Here is a 21,372-nt window from a genome sequence, read left to right on the forward strand (position 1 = left end):
GGAGCGCGGGCGGTAGAAACATTGCCGCTAGGGCGGCCCCTCACCCCAGCCCTCTCCCCGGAGGGGAGAGGGAGCAGGTCTACCGCATCGTCCAGATCGTCAGGACGCACGGGGAGCCTCCAGCAGTTCCGCCACGGCGGCAGCCGCGCGCTCGCCCGCGCCACCTTCTTCGGATCCGCGCAGCGCGCGGTGCAGTTGCTCGAACGCGGCGACGACCCGCCCGCGCCGCTCGCTGTCGGCGAACAGCGCCAGCGTGGCCTGCGCCATATTCTCCGCCGTGCAGTCGTCCTGCATCAGCTCGGGCACCAGCTTCTCCTGACCCAGCCCGCAGGCGCGCGCCAGGATGTTGGGCAGCGCGTACACGTCGGTCTTGAGCATGTTGAAGGCGCGGGCAATGCGGTAGCTCCACGGCGAGACGCGGTAGCCGACCACCATCGGGCGCTTGGCCAGCATCGCCTCCAGCGTCGCCGTGCCGGAGGCCAGCAGCACCACGTCGGCGGCCAGCATGGCCTCGTGCGCGTGCCCTTCGATCAGCAGTGGCGCGCTCTCGTCGCGCGAGCCCCGGGCCAGCAGGGCCTTCAGGCGCGCATGCACTTGCGCGTTGGCCGCGGGGAGCACGATGCGCAAGCCGGGCAGGGCCGCACTGACCCGGCGCGCCGCTTCGATGAAGAGGGCGCCCAGCCGGTCGATCTCCGACGGCCGGCTGCCTGGAAGTACGGCCAGCACCGGGGCGTCCTGCGGAAGTTGCAGGGCGTCTCGCGCGCCCACGCGATCGGACACCAGTGCGAAGCGGTCGGCCAATGGATGCCCGACGAAGCGGGCATCGACGCCATGGCGCTGGTAGATCGGCGGCTCCATCGGGAACAGGCACAGCACGCGGTCGGCGCTCAGGCCGATCTTTTCCGCTCGCTTCTCGCGCCAGGCCCAGACCGACGGGCTGACGTAGTGCACGGTGCGCAGGCCGGCCTCGCGCAGGCGGCGCTCCACGGCCAGGTTGAAATCCGGCGCGTCGATGCCGACCACCACGTCCGGACGTACCTCGAGCAGGCGCCCGAGCAGCGCCTTGCGCAGGTGCAGCAGGCGCGGCAGGTGCCGCAGTACCTCGGCAAAACCCATGACCGAGAGTTCCCGGATGTCGTACCAGGACTCGAAGCCTTCGCGCTGCATGCGCGTGCCACCGATGCCAACAAAGCGGGCCTGCGGATAGCGCTTGCGCAATGCGGCGATCAGCTCGGCGCCCAGCTGGTCGCCGGAATCTTCGCCGGCGACGAGCGCGATGAGGGGGGCTTGCATAGAGACTTCGCTAGCCTGCATGCCGACGTCTCCTGGAGCCAAAGCAAGAACCCATGCCTATTTCCGACCAGCGAGGCGCTTATCGGGCCAGCGAACGCTCGCTGCGCCCCAGGAACTCCAGCATTTCGCGCACGTCGTCGCTATCCTGCGCCTGGGTTTCCAGTTGCGCGCGCGCCTCGGGTAACGACAGGCCGGCCATGTACAGCGTGCGATAGGCGCGCTTGATCGCCGAAATGCGCGGCGCGTCGAAGCCGCGGCGTTTCAGGCCCTCGCTGTTGATGCCGCGCGGGCGGCCGTGCTGCTCGTTGGCCATCATCACGAACGGCGGCACGTCCGAGCCGACCAGGCAGCCCATGCCGATGAACGCGTGGGCGCCGACCTTGCAGAACTGATGCACGCCGGCATAGCCGGAGATGATCACCCAGTCGCCGATCTCCACGTGCCCGGCGAGCGCCGAGTAGTTGGAGAACACCACGCGGTTGCCGACCTGGCAGTCGTGCGCGATGTGCACGTAGGCGAGCAGCCAGTTGTCGTCGCCGATGCGCGTGATGCCGCCGCCCTCGCCGGTGCCGCGGTTGATGGTGACGAACTCGCGGATCAGGTTGCGGTCGCCGATCACCAGTTCGGTGCGCTCGCCGGAGAACTTCTTGTCCTGCGCCGCGCCACCGATCGAGGCGAACTGGCTGATGCGGTTCTCGCGGCCGATCTTCGTCGGGCCCTCGACCACCACGTGCGGGCCGATCACCGTACCCTCGCCGATCTCCACCTCCGCACCGATCACGCTGTACGCGCCGATGGTGACGTTTCTGCCAATGACGGCGCTGGGGTCGATCTGCGCGGTGGGGTGAATCATTTGTCGGACCTCGCGGCGCACATCAGTTCGCAGCTGGCCACTTCCTTGCCGTCGACCAGCGAACGGGCCACGAACAGGCCCATGCCGCGCATCAGGCGCTTGAGCGAGACCTCCAGCCGCAGCTGGTCGCCCGGCACCACCGGGGCGTTGAAGCGGGCGTTGTCGACCTTGGCCAGGTAGAACAGCGGGCTACCCTGGTCGCCCTTGAGGCGGCTGGAGATCTGCGTCAGCAGGCCGGCGGCCTGGGCCATCGCTTCGACGATCAGCACGCCGGGCATCACCGGATGGCCAGGAAAGTGGCCCAGGAAGAAATGCTCGTTGATGGTCACGTTCTTGAGCGCCACCACGCTCTTGTCCGGCACCAGTTCGATCACGCGGTCGACCAGCAGAAACGGATAGCGGTGCGGCAGCAGTTGCTGGATCTGCTCCACGTTGACCGGCAGGGCCAGGGTCGCGGGGGTGTCACTCATCGTTACTGTCCTTCTCCAGCGCCGACAACCGGCGCGCGTACTCATCCAGATGCTTGAAGCGGGCGGCGTTCCTGCGCCACTGACGGTTGTCCTGCAACGGTACGCCCGAGGAATACTCGCCGGGCTCGCGGATCGAATGCGTGACCAGGCTCTTGGCGGTAATGGTAACCCGGTCGGCCAGTTCGATATGGCCAATCACCCCCGCGTTTCCGCCAATCTGGCAGTAGCGGCCGATCCGGGCGCTGCCGGCCACCGCCGCGCAGCCGGCCATGGCCGTGTGCGCGCCGACGTATACGTTGTGGGCGATCTGGATCTGGTTGTCCAGCCGTACATCCTCTTCCAGCACGGTGTCTTCGAGCGCCCCACGATCGATGGTGGTGTTCGCGCCGATTTCGCAGTCGTCGCCGATGCGCACGCCGCCCAGCTGGGGAATCTTGATCCAGTGGTCGCGCTCGAACGCCAGGCCGAAGCCGTCCGAACCGATGACCGCGCCCGCGTGCACCAGCACGCGCCTGCCCAGCGTCACCCGCGTGACCAGCGTGACCCGCGCGACCAGGCGCGTTTGCGCGCCCACCGTGCAATCGGGGCCGACGATGCAGTGCGGGCCGAGCACGGCACCGTCTTCGACCACCGCACCGTCCTCGATCACGCAGTGCGGACCGATGCTGGCGCTGGCGCTCACCTTCGCGCTGGTGGCGACCACCGCGCTGGGATGGATGCCACGGGGGGCCGCCGGGAGGCGTTCGAACAACGCGGCGATCTTCGCGTAGGCGACGTAGGGGTCGGCGGCGACAAGCGCCGCGGTGGGGCAGTCGCCCACGTTTTCCTCGCGCAGCACCACGACGCCCGCCCGGGTGGCCTTCAGCTGAGCGGTGTATTTGCTGTTGGAAAGAAAGCTGAGCTGGTCCGGCCCTGCCGCGGCGAGCGTGCCCACGCCACCGATCCGCCGCGTACCCTCGCCGTGGAAGGCGAAGCCGAACCGCTCGGCCAGCTCGGCCACCGTGTAGTTGTGCTCGCTCATGCGCGCTCCTGTGGGGCAGGGCATTGTAGGCGAGGGCGGGGCGGGGGACGACTCCCGCAGGCCTGCCGGCGTGGTTTCCTGCAGGAGCGCACCTGTGCGACCGGAAGACATGGCGGTCGCGCACAGGTGCGCTCCTGCAGCAGGCCCAAACAAAAACGCGGCCCGGTGGGGCCGCGTTTCGGGAGGAACCATCGTTCCCAGGTCAGAAGTTGCTGCCGAAGGTGAACTGGATGCGCTCCTCGTAGTGACGATCCATCGGGTCGGAACGGATCGGTACGGCGAAGTTGATGATCAGCGGACCGATCGGCGCCTGCCACTGCAGCGCGATACCGGCCGAGGCACGCAGGTCGCTGGCGTCGAACGACTGGTAATTGCGGAAGGCGTTGCCGACGTCGACAAACGCCGATACGCGCGCGGTGTTGATGTCCTTGAGGAACGGCAGCGGGATGAACACCTGTGCCGTGCCCAGCACCTTGAACGCGCCACCGATCGGCTGGGCATAGTAGCCGCCGTAGCAGGTACCGTTGGCGTTGGGCGTCCCGGTGCCGGCCGAGCCGATACAAACCTTCGGGCCCAGCGTGTTGTCCTGGAAGCCACGCACGTCGCGCACGCCGCCGGAATAGAAGTTCTCCCAGAACGGGAAGTCGTACGGCTGGCCTGCCACGAAGTCGCCGAACGTGCGGCTGTAGGTCTGGTTGCCATACGCCTCGCCGTAGCCCACCTGGCCGTCAAGGTACAGCACGAAGCCACCGCCGACGGGCCAGTAATGGTTGGCCTCACCCATGAACTTCCAGTACTGCACGGTCGAGCCGGGCAGCGCCACCTCGGTGCTGGCCGAGAGCAGGCCACCGCGGGTCGGTGCCCAGTAGCCGTTGCGGGTGTCGTGGTTCCAGCCCAGCGTGCCGGTCCAGGTGTGCACGGTCCGGTTGCCGATGGCGTTCTGGTAGTCCACCAGTACCTGCGGCGTGATGTTCGGGTAAGTGTTGATCTTGTTGCTGGACAGGCCCAGGCCCACGCGCAGGCCGTCGGTCTCGCTGATCGGGATGCCCAGGTAGGTGGAAAACGCCTTGGTGCTGTTCTCGTAGTTGGCGAAGTCGGTGTTGCCGTAGTCGGTCTTCGAATACGTCGCGCTGTAGCCGATGCCGATGTTGTTGTCGGTCAGGTACGGGTTGTAGTAGCTGGCCGTGACGCGCGAGTAGTAGGAGCTGTGCTCGGCGCCCACGCTGAAGCTGTCGCCGGTGCCCAGGAAGTTGTTCTGCGACACCGAGGCGTTCAGGATCATGCCCGAATACTGCGAGTAGCCGACGCCGAACATCAGGCTGCCGGCGGACTGCTCCTCGACCTTCACGGTGACGTCGACCGCATCCTGCGTGCCCGGCACGCGCTGCTTGTCGATGTCGACCTTCTTGAAATAGCCCAGGCGCTGCAGACGGATTTTCGAGCGGTCGACTGCGGCCTGCGAGTACACCGTACCCTCGAGCTGGCGCATTTCGCGGCGCAGCACGTCGTCCTCGGTACGGGTGTTGCCCTGGAACACCACCCGGCGCACGTACACGCGCTGGCCCGGTTCGATGAAGAAGGTCATGTCGACGGTGCGCTTGTCCTTGTCCAGCTTGGGCACCGGAGTGACCTTGGCGTAGGCATAGCCGATGTTGGCCAGGATGCTCTTGATCGCGTCGGAGGTTCCCTCGACACGCGCGCGGTTGAAGGTGTCACCCTTCTTGACGAACACCAGTTTGCGCAGCACGTCCTCGGGCAGGATCAGCTCGCCGAGCAGGTGCACGTCCGAGACGGTATAGACCTCGCCTTCCTTGATGCTGGCGGCGATGTACATCGCGCGCTTGTCCGGCGCGATGGTGACCTGGGTCGAATCCACGCCGAAGTCGGCGTAGCCGCGGTCCATGTAGTAGGACTGCAGTTTTTCCAGGTCGCCGGAGAGCTTCTCGCGCGAATACTGATCGTCCTTGGAATACCAGGACATCAGGTTGCTGGTGTCGGATTCGAAATCCTCGCGGATGTCCTTGTCGGTAAACGCGGTGTTGCCGACGATGTTGAGCTGCTTGATGCGCGCGGCCTTGCCCTCGCGGATCTCGATGTCGATCGCCACGCGGTTGCGGTCCAGACGGGTCACGTGCGGATCGACCGAGACGTTGTACTTGCCGCGGTTGTAGTACTGGCGGATCAGCTCCTGCTGCACGCGGTCGAGCGAAAGCCGGTCGAAGGTTTCGCCCTCGGACAGGCCGATCTCCTTCAGGCCCTTGCGCAGGTCCTCTTCCTTGATGTCCTTGTTGCCGCGCAGGGTGAGCTTGGCGATGGACGGGCGCTCGACCACCTTGATCACCAGGATGTTGCCCTCGCGCGAGAGCTCCACGTCGCTGAAGAACTTGGTGTCGTAGAGGGCGCGGATCGCACGGGCCGCCTCCTCGTCGGTCAGCTGGTCGCCCTTGTTCACCGGCAGGTAGTTGTAGACCGTGCCGGCGGAAATGCGGCTGAGTCCATCGATGCGGATGTCGGAAACGACGAACGGCTCGAACGCCAGGACGTTGGCCGAGAGGGAGGCAAGCAATAGCAGGGCGGCGATACGCTTCATCGTCGATTCCGGTGGGTTATTCCGACGGCCGGCCGCAAGGCCGTTCCAGCATGTACGAACGGGAAAGGGCCGCGCCCCGTCCCGCAATGCGCCCGCGCGCCGTGGCGGGCGTCACTGCCACGACGGGGCCGATGGCCGCGGGGAAGAGCGCGCGCGTCACGAAAGCAGGGTACGGTGTATGTCGTTGTAAAACGCCAGCCCCATCAGCGTGAACAGTAGGACCAGGCCGATGTACTGACCGATCATCTGGGTCCGCTCGCTTACCGGGCTGCCTTTGACCAACTCGATAAGGTAATACAGCAGGTGACCGCCGTCCAAGACGGGGATCGGCAGCAGGTTGAGGATGGCCAGGCTGAGCGAGACCAGCGCCAGGAAGTTGAGGAAGTACGGAAGGCCAGCCTGGGCGGACTGGTTGGCCACCTGGGCAATGCCGATCACGCCGGACAGGTTCTTCGTCGAAGCGTCGCCGGTGACCATCTTGCCGATCATGGTGAACGTCTGGCGGGTGGTATCCCAGGTGGCTGCGAATGCGGCGCCGAGCGCCTTGGCCGGGCCGTACCGGCGTGTCGCGTTTTCCGGCGGGATCGCGCCGACGCCGACCGACCACCGGGCCGGCTGCCCTTGCAGAGATTCGTAGCGGGCCACCACAGGCAGGTGCAGGGTCTGCTGGCCGCGGCGCACGGTCACGTCCAGTTTCGGCGATTGCGCCGCTGCCTCGCGAATGACCTTGGCGAACGCCTCGAAATCGGCCACCGGCTTGCCGTTGACCGCAACCAGTACATCGCCCGACTGCATGCCTGCCTGCGCGGCCGGCTGGCCCGGTACGACCGTGGCGGCGACCGCGGGCGGCGGGGCCAGCTTCAGGCCCAGCTTGTCGAAATACTTATCGATGCTGCGGCCGGCCGGCAGTTCCTGCAGCGGCAGCACCACGTCGCGCTGGCTGCCGTCACGCCCCTTGACCACCATCGGCAGCGGTTCGCGGCCGAGCAGGGCGGTGGCGATGCCGTCCATCGCGTCGCTCATGGTCGCCACCGGCTCGCCGTCCACCCGCAGCAGGCGGTCGCCGGACTGGATGCCGGCGACGGCGGCCATGCTGCCGGGCGTGGCGGTCACCACCGGCGCGGCGTCGGGGCGACCCAGCATGAACATCAGCCAGAGTGCGGCCACCGCGAAGATCAGGTTGAAACCCGGGCCGGCGATGACGATGGCGATGCGCTTCCACACGCTCTTGCTGGTGAACTCGACCTCGCGCAGCGCCGGATCGACATCGCCCTCGCGGGCGTCGAGCATCTTCACGTAGCCGCCAAGCGGGATCATCGCGACCTGGTATTCGGTGCCGTCGCGACCGATGCGCTTCCACACGGCGCGACCGAAACCCACCGAAAAGCGCAGCACCTTGACGCCGCAGCGGCGTGCGACCCAGTAGTGACCGAACTCATGGAAGGTCACCAGCACGCCCAGCGTGACCAGCAACCAGAACACCGAGCCGAAGAAGGGATTCATCTAAAAACCTGGGGAGGTACTTCTCTGTCCGAGCTTATCAGCAAGCCGTGCGCAACTTCCGCCGTGCCGCTGAACGTGCCTGCGCATCGCGTTCGCGCAGCGTCTGGACATCGACCACGGGCTGGGCCGGCAGTTCCGCAAGCACCCCCTCGACGAGATCGGCGATCGACAGGAACGGCAGTGCGCCGGCCAGGAAGGCCTCCACTGCGACCTCGTTGGCCGCGTTGAGGATGGCCGGGGCGTCGCCGCCCTCGCGCAGGGCGGCGAAGGCCAGCGCCAGGCAGCGGAAGGTTTCCAGGTCCGGCTTCTCGAAGGCCAGCGGGGCGCAAGCGGCCAGGTCCAGCGGTGCCACGCCCGCCTCGATCCGCTCGGGCCAGGCCAGCGCGTGGGCGATCGCCGTGCGCATGTCCGGATTGCCCAGCTGGGCGAGCACCGAGCCGTCGGCGTATTCGACCATCGAATGGATCATGCTCTGCGGGTGCACCACCACCTCGATACGCTCGGGCGCGGCGCCGAACAGGTGGTGCGCCTCGATCACTTCCAGCCCTTTGTTCATCAGGGTGGCTGAATCCACCGAGATCTTGCGGCCCATCACCCAGTTGGGATGCTTGCAGGCCTGTTCCGGCGTGACGCTGGCGAGCTCGGCGCGGTTGCGGCCGCGGAACGGGCCGCCGGAGGCGGTCAGGATCAACCGCCGCACGCCGTGCGCGTCGAGTTCCGGCCGGCCGCCAGGCAGGCACTGGAAGATCGCGTTGTGTTCGGAGTCGACCGGCACCAACTCGCCGCCGCCTTCGCGCAGCGCGGCCAGCAGCAGCGGCCCGGCCATCACGATCGACTCCTTGTTGGCCAGCAGCAGGCGCTTGCCCGCGCGTGCGGCGGCCAGCGTCGACTCCAGTCCGGCGGCGCCGACGATGGCGGCGACCACGGTGTCGCACAGCGGGCCGGCCGCGGCGGCGGTGATGGCGTCGGCGCCGCTCGCCACGTCGCACGGCACGCCGGCGGCGGCGAGCTGGCGGGCCAGGGCGCCCTCCATGGCCGGATCGGCCACGATCGCCAGCTCCGGCCGGTGCGCCATGCAGAGCGCCACCAGCGCCTCGACATTGCGGTTCGCAACCAGCACAGTGGCGCGGAAGCGGCCCGGATGGCGGGCGATCACGTCGAGCGTGCTGCCGCCGATCGATCCGGTGGCACCCAGTACGGCGATACGGATCACGGCGCGGCTCCGCGACGTCCCAACCGCCACCCGGGCACCCCCGGCCGGTTCGCCATGGGTCCACGAGCCCGCCGGCACGATTCCCGATTCCCCATTCCCGATTCCCGGCTTTTCATAGACCCAGCAGCAGCTTGCCCAGCGCAAATACCGGTACCGCTGCGAACACGCTGTCCATACGGTCGAGCAGTCCGCCGTGGCCGGGGAACATGCGCCCGGAGTCTTTGACCTGGGCATGGCGCTTCATGAGGCTCTCGATCAGGTCACCGACCACCGAGGCGGCTACGGTGAGTACCGCCAGCAACGCCAGTGCAAGCAGGCGCCAACCCTCCACGCCCAGCAGCACGCCGCCGACGACTGCCACCAGTGCGCCTGCGATGAGGGCGCCGCATACGCCGGCCCAGGTCTTGCCGGGACTGATGTTGGGTGCGAGCTTGCGCTTGCCCAGGAAGCGTCCGCTGAAGTAGGCCCCAATGTCGGCCGCCCAGACGAGCAAGAGCGTCAGCAACGTCCACCAGTGGCCGTACGGCTCGCTGGCGTGGATCGCCAGCAGGCCTACGAACGCCGGGAAGATCACCAGGGCGCCGGCGGCAAGCTTGAGATTGCGGTTTTCCGTCGTGGGCGCGGCAGCGAACGCGAAGTGCTTGAGCCAAACGCAGGCCAGCGCCCACCAGGCGGCCCCCACGACCAGGACTGGCCACTGGATCATGTCGCGCAGCCACCAGAGCAGCGCAAAGACGGCCAGCGCCCCCCCCAGCAACAAGGCTCGCACCGGCCGGTTGCGCAGCCCGGACAGGCGTGTCCACTCCCACAGCCCGGCGAGAAAGGCGGCCACGGTCACCAGCGCGAACAGCCAGGTCCAGCCCGGCGGCAGCAGGATCACCAGGATCGCCAGGGGCGCGAGCAGCAGGGCGGTGAGGGTGCGTTGGAGCAGCATCGAGGATCCTTTGGGTTATCGACCGATCATACGGATCGGGCGACCTGCTCGCCGGTCTTGCCGTAACGGCGCTCACGGCGGGCAAAGTCCTCGATGGCGCGGGCCAGGCAGGCCTGGTCGAAATCCGGCCACAAGGTGTCGGTGAAGTAGAGCTCGGCATAGGCAAGCTGCCAGAGCAGGAAATTGCTGACGCGCACTTCGCCGCCGGTACGGATGAACAGGTCCAGCGGCGGCAGTTCGGCCAGCGAGGTGTAGCCGCCCAGACGCGCCTCGTCGATGTCTTCCACGCTCAGTTCGCCCTGCGCCACCGCGATCGCGGCCTGGCGGGCGGCGTGCACGATGTCCCAGCGGCCGCCGTAGTTGACAGCAACGTTGAGCGCGAGCTTCAGGTTGTCCGCGGTGCGCGCCATCGCCAGCTCCATGCGCTTGCGCAACTCAGGGTTGAACGCGGTCAGGTCGCCGATGAAACGAAGCCGCACGCCCTGCTCGTGCAGTTCGTCGACCTCCTTGTCCAGCGCGCGCAGGAACAGCTCCATCAGCGCGCCCACTTCCTCGTCCGGACGGCGCCAGTTCTCGCTGGAGAAGGCGAACAGCGTCAGCGCTTCCACGCCCTGGCGCAGGCAGCCCTCGACCACTTCGCGCACCGCCTTGCGGCCGGCGTTGTGGCCGAAGCTGCGCGGACGCAGGCGCGCCTTCGCCCAGCGGCCGTTGCCGTCCATCACGATGGCGATGTGGCGGGGGATGGTCATGCGCTTACAAGTCCTTCTCCCCTCCGGGGAGAAGGTGGCCCGAAGGGTCGGATGAGGGGCCGGGGCTCGCGGGGAAGGCTGCTTGTGCGAGCGTCGGAGAGAGCTTCCCGCAAGAGCGACCCCTCACCCCAACCCTCTCCCCGGAGGGGAGAGGGAGCAAGGCACAGAGGCGGCATCGCGTTCATGGCAACGAGCGCAGTAACGCTCAGATCGCCATCAGCTCGTCTTCCTTGGCCTTGACCACGGCGTCGACTTCCTTGACGAAGCGGTCGGTCAGCTTCTGGATCTCGTCGTCGGCGCGGCGCTCGTCGTCCTCGCTGATCTGCTTGTCCTTGGTCAGGTCCTTGACCTTCTGCATGGCGTCGCGGCGGATGTTGCGAATCGCGATCTTCGCGTTCTCGCCCTCGTGCGACACGTGCTTGGCCAGCTCCTTGCGGCGCTCCTCGGTCAGCGGCGGCATGTTCAGGCGGATCACGGTGCCGGCGGTGGTCGGCGTCACGCCGATGTCCGAGGCCATGATCGCCTTCTCGATCGGGGCGACCATGCTCTTCTCGAACGGCGAGATCTGGATCGAGCGGGCGTCGGCCAGCGATACCGAGGCCACCTGGTTCAGCGGCATGTCCGAGCCGTAGTAGGGCACCTTGATGTGGTCGACCAGCGCGGTGCTGGCGCGACCGGTGCGCAGGCGGGTCAGGTCGTGCTTGAGCGCGTCGATGCTCTTGCCCATGCGGGTCTGGGCATCGGTCTTGATGTCGTTGAGCATGGGAGTCACCCGGCGTTGCGTGAAGCAGGCAAGTATAGCAGCGCGGAGTGTGAGCAGGCCGGCGCGCCCGGCCCCATGTGCGAGCGCCCTTGGGCGTGGCCGCCATCCGGACCTTGCCGGCGGCCGTTCGTTGCCGGTCGCGCCCGAGGGCGCCCCGGCAAGAGAATCAGCTGGCGGTGACCAGCGTGCCGACCTGCGCGCCCTGCATGATCCGCATGAGGTTGCCCGGCACGGTCATGTCGTAGATGCGCAGCGGCATGCCGTGGTCGCGGCACAGCGCGATCGCGGCCGTGTCCATCACCTGCAGGTTGCGCTGGATCACGTCGTCGTAGGTGAGCTGGTCGTAGCGCGTCGCGCTGGCGTCGCGCGCCGGATCGGCGGTGTACACGCCATCGACCTTGGTGGCCTTGAGCAGCAGGTCGGCGCCGATCTCCACGGCACGCAGCGCGGCGGCCGAGTCGGTGGTGAAGAACGGATTGCCGGTGCCTGCGGCAAACAGCGCGATGCGGCCCTTCTCGATGTGGCGGATGGCGCGGCGGCGGATGAAGTCCTCGGCCACGTCGTGGATCTGGATCGCGCTCATCACGCGTGCGTAGCCGCCGCGCTTCTCGATCGCATCGGCCATCGCCAGCGCGTTCATCACCGTGGCGAGCATGCCCATGTGGTCGCCGGTCACCCGGTCCATGCCGGCTGCGGCGAGGCCCGCGCCGCGGAAGATGTTGCCGCCGCCGATCACCACACCCACTTCCACGCCGGCCTTGCGCACTTCGATGATCTCGTTGGCCAGCCGGCCGATCACCTTCGGGTCGATGCCGTAGTCCGCCTCGCCCATCAACGCTTCACCGGAGAGCTTGAGCAGGATGCGGCGGTACGTTGGCTGGTCGCTCATGGGGTCTCCGGATTGTGGGTAAACCGGCATATTGTAGCCGCGCGGCGGTGCGGCGTCAGGCGCGGGGCGACGGGAACCGGACGGATCGTTCATGCTGCAGGACCCGCCAATCCCGGAGTTCCCATGCATCTGGGCGCGATTGCCTTGCTTGTGCGCGACTACGACGAAGCCATCGCGTACTTCACCGGCTCCCTCGGCTTCAGGCTGATCGAGGACGCGCCGCAAGGCGCAGGCAAGCGCTGGGTCGTCGTGGCGCCGCCGGGGTCGCGCGAGACGCGTCTGCTGCTGGCGAAGGCCGCCGATCCGCAGCAGTTGCGGACGGTGGGCAACCAGTCGGGCGGACGTGTTTTCCTGTTCCTGGAAACGGAGGACTTCCGCGCGAGCTACGAAGCGATGCAGGCAAAGGGCGTGCGGTTTTGCGAAGCGCCGCGCGAAGAGGCGTACGGCACCGTCGCGGTATTCGAGGATCTCTACGGCAACCGCTGGGACCTGTTGCAACCGCGAGCCTGAGCGTCGACCCCGAGACCTGTAGGAGCGCACCCTGTGCGCGACCGCAGGCCCGCACCATGCCGCGCAGCCTGCAGCGCGCGGTCGCGCACAGGATGCGCTCCTACAGGGCACCGGTGAATCGTTGGAAGAACAAAAAAAGGCCGCGGTTGCCGGCGGCCTTTTTCAAGCAATGCAGCTGGCGCTTACGCCAGGCCCGCCTGCTTCATCACTTCGGCGTGGAAGTCCTCTTCCACCTTCTCGATGCCTTCGCCGACGGCCAGGCGCACGACCTGCTGTACGTCCGCGCCTTCCTTCTTCAGCGCGTCGCCCACGGTCATGTTGGTGTCCAGCACATAGGCCTGGCCGAGCAGGGTGACTTCCGAGACGATCTTGTTGATCTTGCCGGAGATGATCTTCTCCAGGATCTCGGCCGGCTTGGCCTTGTCCTTGTCGGACATCTGGCTCAGCGCGATTTCCTTTTCCTTGGCGATGAAGTCGGCCGGGACGTCGTCGGCGCGCACGTACGGCGGGTTCATCGCCGCCACGTGCATCGCCACGCCCTTGGCCAGCTCCTCGGAACCGCCCTTGATCGCCACCAGGACGCCGATGCGGCCGCCGTGGACGTAGCTGCCGATCTTGCCGTCGGTCGTCTCGACGCGCGCCATGCGGCGCACTTCGATCTTCTCGCCGATGGTGGCGACCAGGCCCTTGGCGGCCTCTTCCACGGACGAAGCGCCCGGGTAGGCGGCGGCGTTCAGCGCGGCCACATCGGCGGCGCCGGACTTCAGCGCGACGTCGGCGACGGTGTCGCTGAACTTCACGAAGTCGGGGTTCTTGGTGACGAAGTCGGTCTCGCAGTTGACCTCGACCAACACGGCCTTGCCGCCGTCCTGGGCGGTGACCACGCGGCCTTCGGCAGCCACGCGGCTGGCCTTCTTGTCGGCCTTGGCCAGGCCCGACTTGCGCAGCCATTCCATGGCGACGTCGATGTCACCATTGTTTTCGACCAGCGCCTTCTTGCATTCCATCATGCCGGCACCGGAGCGCTCGCGCAGCTCCTTGACCAGTTGTGCGGAGATATTGCTCATCTTGAATCCTCGAATCTGGGTGTGCCGTGGCGGCCGGGCCGCCACGGCAGCGTGAAAGGCTTACTCGGCGGTTTCGGTCGATTCGCGACCGCCACGGCCGCGGCCGCCGTCACGACGCGGCGCGCCGGCGCCCTTCTTGGCCGGACCACGGCTGTCGCGCTCGCGGCGCGCCGGGGCGGCCTTGCGCTCGTCCTTGGCGACCGGATTGCCTTCCTCGTCCAGCTCGACGAACTCGTTGGCGTCGCCGTGGGCGGCGTCCGGGGCGGCAGCCTTGCCTTCCAGGATCGCGTCGGCGGCGGCACGGGCGTACAGCTGGATCGCGCGGATGGCGTCGTCGTTGCCCGGGATGGCGTAGTCCACCAGCTCCGGGTTGTAGTTGGTGTCAACGACCGCGATCACCGGGATGCCGAGCTTCTTCGCTTCCTGCACGGCGATGTCTTCATGGCCGATGTCGACCACGAACAGCGCGTCGGGCAGGCGGTTCATGTTCTTGATGCCGCCGAGCGAATTCTCGAGCTTGTCGCGCTCGCGGCGCAGCGAGAGCACTTCGTGCTTGACCAGCTTGTCGAAGGTGCCGTCGGTCTCGGCCGCTTCCAGCTCCTTCAGGCGGGCAACCGACTGCTTGACCGTGCGGAAGTTGGTCAGCATGCCACCCAGCCAGCGGGCGGTGACGAACGGCATGCCGGCGCGGGCGGCCTCTTCGGCCAGCGGCTCGCGGGCCGAGCGCTTGGTGCCGACGAACAGGATGGTGCCGCGCTTCTGCGCCAGGCCCGACAGGAAGTTCATCGCGTCGGTGAACAGCGGCAGGGTCTTCTCGAGGTTGATGATGTGGATCTTGCCGCGCGCGCCGAAGATGTACGGGGCCATCTTCGGGTTCCAGTAACGGGTCTGGTGACCGAAATGCACGCCAGCTTCGAGCATCTGGCGCATGGTGACTTGTGCCATGGTGGTATTCCTGATTGTTGGGCCGCTATGGGAACGACCCGGGGGGTTGGGACCTCCACGCATCCCCGGCCTCGACCGCGGCCGCCTTAAAAGACGGACCGCGGCACCCCGAAGACGGTGCCGATGCGTGTGTGGCGTTGGTTGGGCTTGGCAGCGCGTGGGCGCTACAATCCCGTTTCGTTTTGCGCCGCGGACCTTCTCGAAGGACTTCAACGGCCTGCAAAACCGTGCAATTGTAGCCGGTGCGCCGGCTTCGCGGCAAGCTGCCGGCCCCTCGGCGCTTCCGCCTTCTCCAAAGCGGATTCCATGGCCATTACCCTCAAATCTCCCCAGGATCTCGAAGGCATGCGCGTCGCCGGCAAGCTGGCGGCCGAAGTGCTGGCGCTGCTCAAGGAGCACGTCAAGCCGGGCGTCACCACCGAGGATCTGGACCGGATCGCCTACGAACACATCGTCAATGTGCAGAAGGCGGTGCCGGCCAACGTCGGCTACAACGGCTTTCCCAAGACGTTGTGCACCTCGGTCAACCACGTGATCTGCCACGGCATCCCGACGCCGGGCAAGGTGCTCAAGGACGGCGACATCATCAATCTCGACGTCACCGTCATCAAGGATGGCTGGCACGGCGACACCAGCCGCATGTACTTCGTCGGCACGCCGTCGGTACTGGCAAAGCGCCTGGTCGAGACCACCCACGAGGCGATGATGCGCGGCATCGAGCAGGTTCGCCCCGGCGCCCACCTGGGCGACATCGGCCACGCGATCCAGAAGCACGCCGAGGCGGCCGGATTCTCCGTGGTGCGCGAGTACTGCGGCCACGGCATCGGCAAGGTCTACCACGACGAGCCGCAGGTGCTGCATTACGGCAAGCCCGATACCGGGGTGGAGCTGAAGAAGGGCATGACCTTCACCGTCGAGCCGATGATCAACGCCGGCAAGCCGCAGACCCGGCAGCTGCCGGACGGCTGGACAGTGGTCACCAAGGACCACTCGCTCTCCGCGCAGTGGGAGCACACCGTGGCGGTGACCGACGACGGGTTCGAGATCCTGACGCCGTGGCCGGATGCCTGAGGGCAGGCGGCCCGGCAGGCCCTTCGACTCCGGCCTTACGGCCTACGCTCAGGGCGAACGGTCGACTTCAATCCTTCGCCCTCGGCATCGCGCATCGAAGTCGAAGGGCCCTCTCCCTTGACTTAACTTCAACCGTTCGCCCTGAGCGTAGCGCAGCGAAGTCGAAGGGCCGCCCCATCGACGCGCGTGTAAGCTCGCAGCCCTGCCGACGAAGCCCGCCGTGACTGCTGAACCCGCCCGCCCCGCGCTCCCCACGCTGCCGCGCCTGCCGCCGGCAGTCCCGCGCTCGGGCGTTTCGGTGGAAGCCCGCCGCGCCCTGCGCCAATTGCTCGATGACGTCGATCGCTCCCTGACCACCGCCTTCCGCGACGGTGTGGATGCCGGCGCGCTCGCACGTCGCCGCGGCGAAGCGGTTGCCCGCGTGGTCGCCCACGTCTGGACCGCCTGCCTGGGCGAGGTCGAGGGCGCCGCGTTGTTCGCCGTCGGCGGCTTCGGCCGCGGGCTCTTGTTTCCCCATTCGGACGTCGACCTGCTGGCACTCGTGCGCGAGGCGCAGCCGGCCCGGCTGCGCGCGCTGGAACAATGCTTCGCCACGCTGTGGGACGTCGGCCTGAAGGTGGGCCATGCCGTGCGCGATCCGCTGCAGTGCCGTGCATTGGCGGCGAAGGAAGCCAGCGTGTTCACCAGCCTGCTCGATGCACGCCGGCTGGCCGGCGACGCGGCGATGGACGCCGAACTGCAGGCGATCGTCGACGACCCGACGCTGTGGCCACCGGCGGCCTACCTCGCCGTGCGCCTGGCCGAACGCGACGCGCGCCACGCCCGCTACGACGACACCGCCTACAACCTCGAACCCAACGTCAAGGAAGGCCCTGGCGGCCTGCGCACGCTCGATGCGCTGCGTTGGCTGGGCAAGCGCCTGGCGCATGCCGACGGCTTCGAGGCGATGGTCGGCGAGGGCCTGCTCGATCCGGCCGAGTGCGCCACGCTGGAGGAATCCGAAGCCACCCTGCGCCGCTACCGCTACGCGCTGCACCTGGAAGCCGGACGCGCCGAGGAGCGGCTGCTGTTCGACTACCAGCGCGCGCTTGCCGCACAGCTGGGCTTCGTCGACGAACACGCCACCAACCTGGGCGTGGAGCAGTTCATGCAGGGCTACTACCGCGCCGCCAGCCAGATCGAGCGGCTGGGCGTGCAGATCGTCGAGCGCTTCGAGGAGATGCTCGAGCCGGCGCAGGCGGCGGTTCCGATCGGAGAAGACTTCCTGCGCTACGGCACGCGCCTGGCCGCGCGCGACCCCGACGTGTTCATGCGCCGTCCCGCAGCCCTGGTCGAGGCCTTCATCGCACGGCTGGACGAGCCGGGCATCGTCGGCTTCACCGCCGACACCATGCGGCGCATCCACCAAGCCACGGCGCAGCTCGATGGCACGCTGGCCGACGATCCCGACGTGCTGGCCGCGTTCCTGCGCCTGCTGCGCCAGGGCGCGCGCTCGGTCGATGCGTTGTGGCGGATGAACCGCCATGGCCTGCTGGCGGCGATCCTGCCGGCGTTCGGCCGCGTCTTCGGGCGCATGCAGTACGACCTGTTCCACGTCTACACGGTCGACGAGCACACCTTGCGCGTGCTGCACAACGTGGCGCGTTTCGCCGATCCGGGCGCGCAGGCCGAATTCCCGCTCGCGCGCGAGATCTGGCCCACGCTGCCCACCCCCGAGGTGCTGTTGCTCGCCGCACTGTTCCACGACATCGCCAAGGGCCGCGGTGGCGACCATTCGGTGCTGGGCGAGGAGGAGGCGCGCGCGTTCTGCAGCAAGCTCGGCCTGCCGCCCAACGACGTCGAGCGCGTGGCCTGGCTGGTGCGCCACCACCTGCTGATGAGCGTCACTGCACAGCGCCAGGACATCACCGACCCGGACGTGGTCGCGCGCTTTGCCGACGTGGTGGAAAACCGCGAACAGCTCGGCCAGCTCTACCTGCTCACCATCGCCGACATCATCGGCACCAGCCCCAGGCTGTGGAACGGCTGGAAGGACCGCCTGCTGGCCGACCTCTACAGCGCCACGCGCTACGCCCTGCGCAGCGACGTGGAACTGCCCCGCGATGCCGCCACCCGCGTGCGCGAATGCCAGGAGTACGCGTTGCCGCTGCTGCAGGCCGACGGCTTCGACACGGCCACCGTCGAGCATGTGTGGGCCGGTTTCCCGCAGGCCAGCTTCCTGCGCCACCGGCCCGAGCAGATCGCCTGGCAGACCGCCGCGATCCTGCGTGCCGGGAGCGCGCTGCCGCTGATTGCGGTGCATCCGCTGTCCGTACGCGGTACCACCGAACTGTTCGTCTACACCGCCGACCGCGACGGCCTGTTCGCCACCGTCACTGCCATGCTGGACCGCCTGCGGCTGTCGGTGCTGGAAGCCCGCGTGCTGGTCTCGCCCCACGGCATGGCGCAGGACACCTTCCTGCTTCTGGATACCGAAACGCAGCAGCCGGCTACGCCCGCGCGGGCGGATGAATTGCAGCAGCGGCTGGCCCGCGCGCTGGCGCAGACCGTGCCGGTGCATCCGGCACGACGCAGTGCCTCGCGCCAGCTCAAGCATTTCCAGATGACGCCGCGGATCGCCTTCCACGCCGCCGGCGGCCGCACGCAGCTGGCGCTGGTGTGCACCGACCGCCCCGGCCTGCTGGCCGCCGTGGCGCAGGCGATGGTCGAAGCACAGGTGCGCGTGCACGACGCCCGCATCGCGACCTTCGGCGAACGGGTGGAGGATTTTTTCCAGCTCACCGATCGCCACGACGCGCCGCTGGGCGAGGCGCAGCAGGAGCAGTTGCGCCAGGCCTTGCTGGCACGGTTGGGACAGGGCAACTGAGATCCGTGCGGGAGCGCACCGGCGCGCGACCGGGATGCATGGCGATCGCACACAGGTGCGCTCCTGCGGGGGATCGGTAGTCACGCCACGGCGTCGGTACCCCACAGCGCCTGCATGTCCACCTCGATATCCAGCGCGGCCAGGTCGACCACCTCGCTGACGTGGTGCGCCTCCACGTCGCCACGGCGACGGATCGGGGAGCCCACGCGCAGGCCGTCGTGGGTGGTGAGCGAGGCGACGACCGGCTGGTGGCTGGCCGCGCCGCGCTGGGTCACCACCGCGATCGAACCGTTGCGTAGTCGCACGCCGGTGCCGGGCGGGTAGATCCCGAGCGTCTTGATGAACGTGCGCGCCAGCCGCTCGTCCAGCGCGGCGCCCTCGTTGAGGAACAACCAGCGCAAGGCCAGTGTCGGCTGCAGTGGCGGGCGGTAGTCGCGGCCGGAGACTCGCGCGCAATAGACGTCCGCCAGTGCCAGCAGGCGTGCCGGGCGGCCGATCTCCTCGCCCGCCTTTCCGCCCGGATAGCCGCTGCCGTCGGCGCGCTCGTGGTGGTCGCGCACAGCGTTCAGCCAGGCGGCGCTGGTGATGCCGTGGTCGCGCAATCGCGCCACGCCGAGCCGGCAGTGGGCGCGCACCGCCAGGTGGTGTTCGTCCGAAAGCGGCCCTTCCAGCGCGACCAGCTGGTCGTGCAGTTCGAACATGCCGATGTTCATGGTCAGCGCGGCGGACACGGTCGCCGCCAGTTCGACCGGCTCCAGCGCCATGGCGGTCCCGGTGAGCTGGCAGGCGATCGCGGCGTTGACCGCGTGGCGCGAACCGTAAGGCCCCTCCGGGCGCAGCAGGATGCTGGCCAGCGCCACGTCCGGATTGCGCCGGCACGCCTCGCGCACCCGCTCGGCGATCTCGGCCAGGGTGCCGGGGAAGTCCGTCGGCGCGGGATCGGCGAGCAATCCCTGCAGTCGTTCGCGCGCTTCGAGCACCAGCGCCAGCGGAGAAGGAGGAGGCGGCAGGAAGGGGCCACGGCATTCTTCCTCCGAGCCGTAGAACAGTCCGTGCTCGAGCAGCTTTTCCAGCTGCGCCTCGGTGCCGATCACCTGGCCCAGCGGCATCAGCAGCTTGCCGCGGACGTCGTAGGCGTTGAATCGCAAGGGTTGGCCGACCGTGATCTCGGCCGGGTCGATCGGACGCCGTGGCATGGCTTCGCTTCTCCGTCTCCCGCGGTCGCATGAGCCATGGGGAGCGAAAGGGAATCGGCAATGCGGACGCAAACTTGAGTTTTGCGCCGTATGCGGCGACGGGCCGTCCGTATACTGGGGCGCTTCCTGAACCCCTTGCCGCGAGCCGCCATGCCTGCCATCGAGACCCTGATCGACGACGCCTTCGAGCGCCGCAGCGAACTGACCTTGAGCGAGATCGAAACCCACCTGCGCCCAGCGCTGGCCCAGGTGATGGAACTGCTCGAACAGGGCGAGCAGCGCGTGGCCGAGCCGGATGGGCAGGGCGGCTGGAAGGTCAACCAGTGGCTCAAGAAGGCCGTGCTGCTTTATTTCCGCATCAACGGCAACCGGGTGGTCGATGGCGGACCGGCGCTGGCCTTCGACAAGGTGCCGTTGCGCTTCGGCCATGGCAACGACGCGGAGCTGGAGCACCTGGGCGCGCGCGTGGTGCCCGGCGCACTGGTGCGCCGCGGCGCGCACATCGCCAGGGACGCGGTGCTGATGCCGAGCTACGTCAACATCGGCGCCTACGTCGGCGCAGGCAGCATGATCGACACCTGGGCCACGGTCGGCTCCTGCGCGCAGATCGGCGCGCGTGTGCACCTTTCCGGCGGCGTGGGCATCGGCGGCGTGCTCGAACCGCTGCAGGCCAACCCGACCATCATCGAGGACGACTGCTTCATCGGCGCACGCTCCGAAGTGGTCGAGGGTGTGGTGGTGGAGAAGGGCAGCGTGATCGGCATGGGCGTGTTCCTGGGCCAGTCCACCCGCATCTACAACCGCGCTACCGGCGAGGTCAGCTACGGCCGCATCCCGGCCGGCAGCGTGGTGGTCGCCGGCAGCCTGCCGGCAAAGGACGGCAGCCACAGCCTGTACGCGGCGGTGATCGTCAAGCAGGTCGACGAGAAAACGCGCGCCAAGACCGGCATCAACGAGCTGCTCAGGAGCGCCGAATGAGCACCACGCTGTACGGCTTGCCCCACTGCGATACCTGCAAGAAGGCGCGCAACTGGCTCGCCCGTTTCGAGGTGCCGCACGCGTTCGTCGACTACCGCGCCAACCCGGTCCCGGCGGCGACGCTCAAGGCCTGGGCGCAGCAGCTGGGCGGCTGGGAGAAGCTGGTCAACAAGTCGTCCACCACCTGGCGCAACCTGCTGCCGCAGCGCAAGAACCCGGGCTCCGATCCGGAGTGGACGCTGCTGCTGAAGGAATATCCGGCGCTGGTGCGCCGGCCGGTGGTGGTGCGGGAGGACGGGGCGGTGAGCGTTGGCTTTACCGACAACGGCTTCAAGAAGCTGTTCGGCAAGTAGGGCTCAGCGTTGGGGATGTTCCTGCAGGGGCGCACCTGCGCGCGACGGTGAGCATGGCGGTCGCGCACAAGTGCGCTCCTACCGGGTTTTCGCAGGCAGGTGGAGGTT

The 21,372-nt window shown here is 68.0% G+C and carries 19 protein-coding genes; 5 read left to right on the top strand and 14 right to left on the bottom strand.

Going from position 1 to position 21,372, the window contains the following annotated elements:
* Positions 1-99: 99 nt before the first annotated feature.
* From lpxB to pyrH, 11 genes are all read right to left on the bottom strand, one after another.
* Complete coding sequence (gene lpxB / locus J7I44_RS04125) at positions 100-1,293, bottom strand: lipid-A-disaccharide synthase (protein WP_209616234.1); 1,194 nt, start codon at positions 1,291-1,293, stop codon at positions 100-102.
* Between the two features lie 79 nt (positions 1,294-1,372).
* On the bottom strand, positions 1,373-2,146 hold the full coding sequence (gene lpxA / locus J7I44_RS04130) for an acyl-ACP--UDP-N-acetylglucosamine O-acyltransferase (protein ID WP_209616236.1): 774 nt from the start codon (positions 2,144-2,146) through the stop codon (positions 1,373-1,375).
* Entirely contained in the window at positions 2,143-2,616 is a 474-nt protein-coding gene (fabZ, locus tag J7I44_RS04135; protein WP_209616243.1) for a 3-hydroxyacyl-ACP dehydratase FabZ, read from the bottom strand. The genes lpxA and fabZ overlap by 4 nt, the downstream gene beginning before the upstream one ends.
* Positions 2,609-3,637: a UDP-3-O-(3-hydroxymyristoyl)glucosamine N-acyltransferase gene (gene lpxD / locus J7I44_RS04140; RefSeq protein WP_209616247.1), complete on the bottom strand. Its 1,029-nt coding sequence runs from the start codon at positions 3,635-3,637 to the stop codon at positions 2,609-2,611. Before lpxD ends, fabZ begins: the two co-directional genes overlap by 8 nt.
* Positions 3,638-3,839: 202 nt before the next feature.
* Complete coding sequence (gene bamA / locus J7I44_RS04145) at positions 3,840-6,227, bottom strand: outer membrane protein assembly factor BamA (protein WP_209616250.1); 2,388 nt, start codon at positions 6,225-6,227, stop codon at positions 3,840-3,842.
* 156 nt (positions 6,228-6,383) lie between these two features.
* On the bottom strand, positions 6,384-7,730 hold the full coding sequence (gene rseP, locus J7I44_RS04150; protein WP_209616253.1) for an RIP metalloprotease RseP: 1,347 nt from the start codon (positions 7,728-7,730) through the stop codon (positions 6,384-6,386).
* A gap of 37 nt (positions 7,731-7,767) precedes the next feature.
* On the bottom strand, positions 7,768-8,943 hold the full coding sequence (locus tag J7I44_RS04155; protein WP_209616256.1) for a 1-deoxy-D-xylulose-5-phosphate reductoisomerase: 1,176 nt from the start codon (positions 8,941-8,943) through the stop codon (positions 7,768-7,770).
* 112 nt (positions 8,944-9,055) lie between these two features.
* Positions 9,056-9,877: a phosphatidate cytidylyltransferase gene (locus J7I44_RS04160; protein WP_209616259.1), complete on the bottom strand. Its 822-nt coding sequence runs from the start codon at positions 9,875-9,877 to the stop codon at positions 9,056-9,058.
* A gap of 26 nt (positions 9,878-9,903) precedes the next feature.
* A complete protein-coding gene (gene uppS, locus J7I44_RS04165) occupies positions 9,904-10,626 on the bottom strand; it encodes a polyprenyl diphosphate synthase (RefSeq protein WP_209616262.1) in 723 nt (240 codons plus the stop codon).
* A 205-nt stretch (positions 10,627-10,831) separates the two neighbouring features.
* A complete protein-coding gene (frr, locus tag J7I44_RS04170; RefSeq protein ID WP_209616265.1) occupies positions 10,832-11,389 on the bottom strand; it encodes a ribosome recycling factor in 558 nt (185 codons plus the stop codon).
* 166 nt (positions 11,390-11,555) lie between these two features.
* Complete coding sequence (gene pyrH, locus J7I44_RS04175) at positions 11,556-12,278, bottom strand: UMP kinase (protein ID WP_209616269.1); 723 nt, start codon at positions 12,276-12,278, stop codon at positions 11,556-11,558.
* 123 nt (positions 12,279-12,401) lie between these two features.
* Here pyrH and J7I44_RS04180 point away from each other — a divergent pair, with 123 nt between their 5' ends.
* Complete coding sequence (locus J7I44_RS04180; RefSeq protein WP_209616274.1) at positions 12,402-12,788, top strand: VOC family protein; 387 nt, start codon at positions 12,402-12,404, stop codon at positions 12,786-12,788.
* A gap of 182 nt (positions 12,789-12,970) precedes the next feature.
* On the opposite strand, the gene tsf is transcribed toward J7I44_RS04180, so the two are convergent.
* Both tsf and rpsB read right to left on the bottom strand, forming a co-directional pair.
* A complete protein-coding gene (gene tsf, locus J7I44_RS04185) occupies positions 12,971-13,855 on the bottom strand; it encodes a translation elongation factor Ts (protein WP_209616277.1) in 885 nt (294 codons plus the stop codon).
* 60 nt (positions 13,856-13,915) lie between these two features.
* Positions 13,916-14,800, bottom strand: coding sequence for a 30S ribosomal protein S2 (rpsB, locus tag J7I44_RS04190; protein ID WP_209616280.1), 885 nt, complete (start codon positions 14,798-14,800; stop codon positions 13,916-13,918).
* A gap of 306 nt (positions 14,801-15,106) precedes the next feature.
* On the opposite strand from rpsB, the gene map reads away from it, so the two are divergent.
* Both map and glnD read left to right on the top strand, forming a co-directional pair.
* The gene (gene map, locus J7I44_RS04195) at positions 15,107-15,871 is read left to right on the top strand and encodes a type I methionyl aminopeptidase (RefSeq protein ID WP_209616282.1); all 765 of its coding nucleotides are present in this window, start codon (positions 15,107-15,109) and stop codon (positions 15,869-15,871) included.
* A gap of 220 nt (positions 15,872-16,091) precedes the next feature.
* On the top strand, positions 16,092-18,737 hold the full coding sequence (gene glnD, locus J7I44_RS04200) for a [protein-PII] uridylyltransferase (protein ID WP_209616285.1): 2,646 nt from the start codon (positions 16,092-16,094) through the stop codon (positions 18,735-18,737).
* 80 nt (positions 18,738-18,817) lie between these two features.
* On the opposite strand, the gene J7I44_RS04205 is transcribed toward glnD, so the two are convergent.
* Positions 18,818-19,933 carry an HD-GYP domain-containing protein gene (locus J7I44_RS04205; RefSeq protein ID WP_209616288.1) on the bottom strand — a complete coding sequence of 372 codons (1,116 nt, stop codon included), beginning with the start codon at positions 19,931-19,933 and terminating at the stop codon, positions 18,818-18,820.
* 150 nt (positions 19,934-20,083) lie between these two features.
* On the opposite strand from J7I44_RS04205, the gene dapD reads away from it, so the two are divergent.
* Positions 20,084-20,911 carry a 2,3,4,5-tetrahydropyridine-2,6-dicarboxylate N-succinyltransferase gene (dapD, locus tag J7I44_RS04210; protein WP_209616291.1) on the top strand — a complete coding sequence of 276 codons (828 nt, stop codon included), beginning with the start codon at positions 20,084-20,086 and terminating at the stop codon, positions 20,909-20,911.
* Positions 20,908-21,264, top strand: a complete 357-nt coding sequence (locus J7I44_RS04215) for a Spx/MgsR family RNA polymerase-binding regulatory protein (protein ID WP_209616294.1) — start codon at positions 20,908-20,910, stop codon at positions 21,262-21,264. Before dapD ends, J7I44_RS04215 begins: the two co-directional genes overlap by 4 nt.
* The last annotated feature ends 108 nt before the right edge of the window (positions 21,265-21,372 follow it).

The organism is Frateuria flava (assembly GCF_017837635.1).
GTDB classification, from domain to species: Bacteria; Pseudomonadota; Gammaproteobacteria; order Xanthomonadales; family Rhodanobacteraceae; genus Frateuria_A; species Frateuria_A flava.

What these genes read in the sequence shown, in the direction of transcription:
- map (WP_209616282.1), top strand. Translation starts at nt 15,107, where the DNA reads ATGGCCATTACCCTCAAATCTCCCCAGGATCTCGAAGGCATGCGCGTC.
- J7I44_RS04205 (WP_209616288.1), bottom strand. Translation starts at nt 19,933, where the DNA reads ATGCCACGGCGTCCGATCGACCCGGCCGAGATCACGGTCGGCCAACCC.
- lpxA (WP_209616236.1), bottom strand. Translation starts at nt 2,146, where the DNA reads ATGATTCACCCCACCGCGCAGATCGACCCCAGCGCCGTCATTGGCAGA.
- pyrH (WP_209616269.1), bottom strand. Translation starts at nt 12,278, where the DNA reads ATGAGCGACCAGCCAACGTACCGCCGCATCCTGCTCAAGCTCTCCGGT.
- lpxB (WP_209616234.1), bottom strand. Translation starts at nt 1,293, where the DNA reads ATGCAAGCCCCCCTCATCGCGCTCGTCGCCGGCGAAGATTCCGGCGAC.
- J7I44_RS04180 (WP_209616274.1), top strand. Translation starts at nt 12,402, where the DNA reads ATGCATCTGGGCGCGATTGCCTTGCTTGTGCGCGACTACGACGAAGCC.
- uppS (WP_209616262.1), bottom strand. Translation starts at nt 10,626, where the DNA reads ATGACCATCCCCCGCCACATCGCCATCGTGATGGACGGCAACGGCCGC.
- J7I44_RS04160 (WP_209616259.1), bottom strand. Translation starts at nt 9,877, where the DNA reads ATGCTGCTCCAACGCACCCTCACCGCCCTGCTGCTCGCGCCCCTGGCG.
- J7I44_RS04215 (WP_209616294.1), top strand. Translation starts at nt 20,908, where the DNA reads ATGAGCACCACGCTGTACGGCTTGCCCCACTGCGATACCTGCAAGAAG.
- frr (WP_209616265.1), bottom strand. Translation starts at nt 11,389, where the DNA reads ATGCTCAACGACATCAAGACCGATGCCCAGACCCGCATGGGCAAGAGC.
- rseP (WP_209616253.1), bottom strand. Translation starts at nt 7,730, where the DNA reads ATGAATCCCTTCTTCGGCTCGGTGTTCTGGTTGCTGGTCACGCTGGGC.
- rpsB (WP_209616280.1), bottom strand. Translation starts at nt 14,800, where the DNA reads ATGGCACAAGTCACCATGCGCCAGATGCTCGAAGCTGGCGTGCATTTC.
- lpxD (WP_209616247.1), bottom strand. Translation starts at nt 3,637, where the DNA reads ATGAGCGAGCACAACTACACGGTGGCCGAGCTGGCCGAGCGGTTCGGC.
- tsf (WP_209616277.1), bottom strand. Translation starts at nt 13,855, where the DNA reads ATGAGCAATATCTCCGCACAACTGGTCAAGGAGCTGCGCGAGCGCTCC.
- fabZ (WP_209616243.1), bottom strand. Translation starts at nt 2,616, where the DNA reads ATGAGTGACACCCCCGCGACCCTGGCCCTGCCGGTCAACGTGGAGCAG.
- bamA (WP_209616250.1), bottom strand. Translation starts at nt 6,227, where the DNA reads ATGAAGCGTATCGCCGCCCTGCTATTGCTTGCCTCCCTCTCGGCCAAC.
- dapD (WP_209616291.1), top strand. Translation starts at nt 20,084, where the DNA reads ATGCCTGCCATCGAGACCCTGATCGACGACGCCTTCGAGCGCCGCAGC.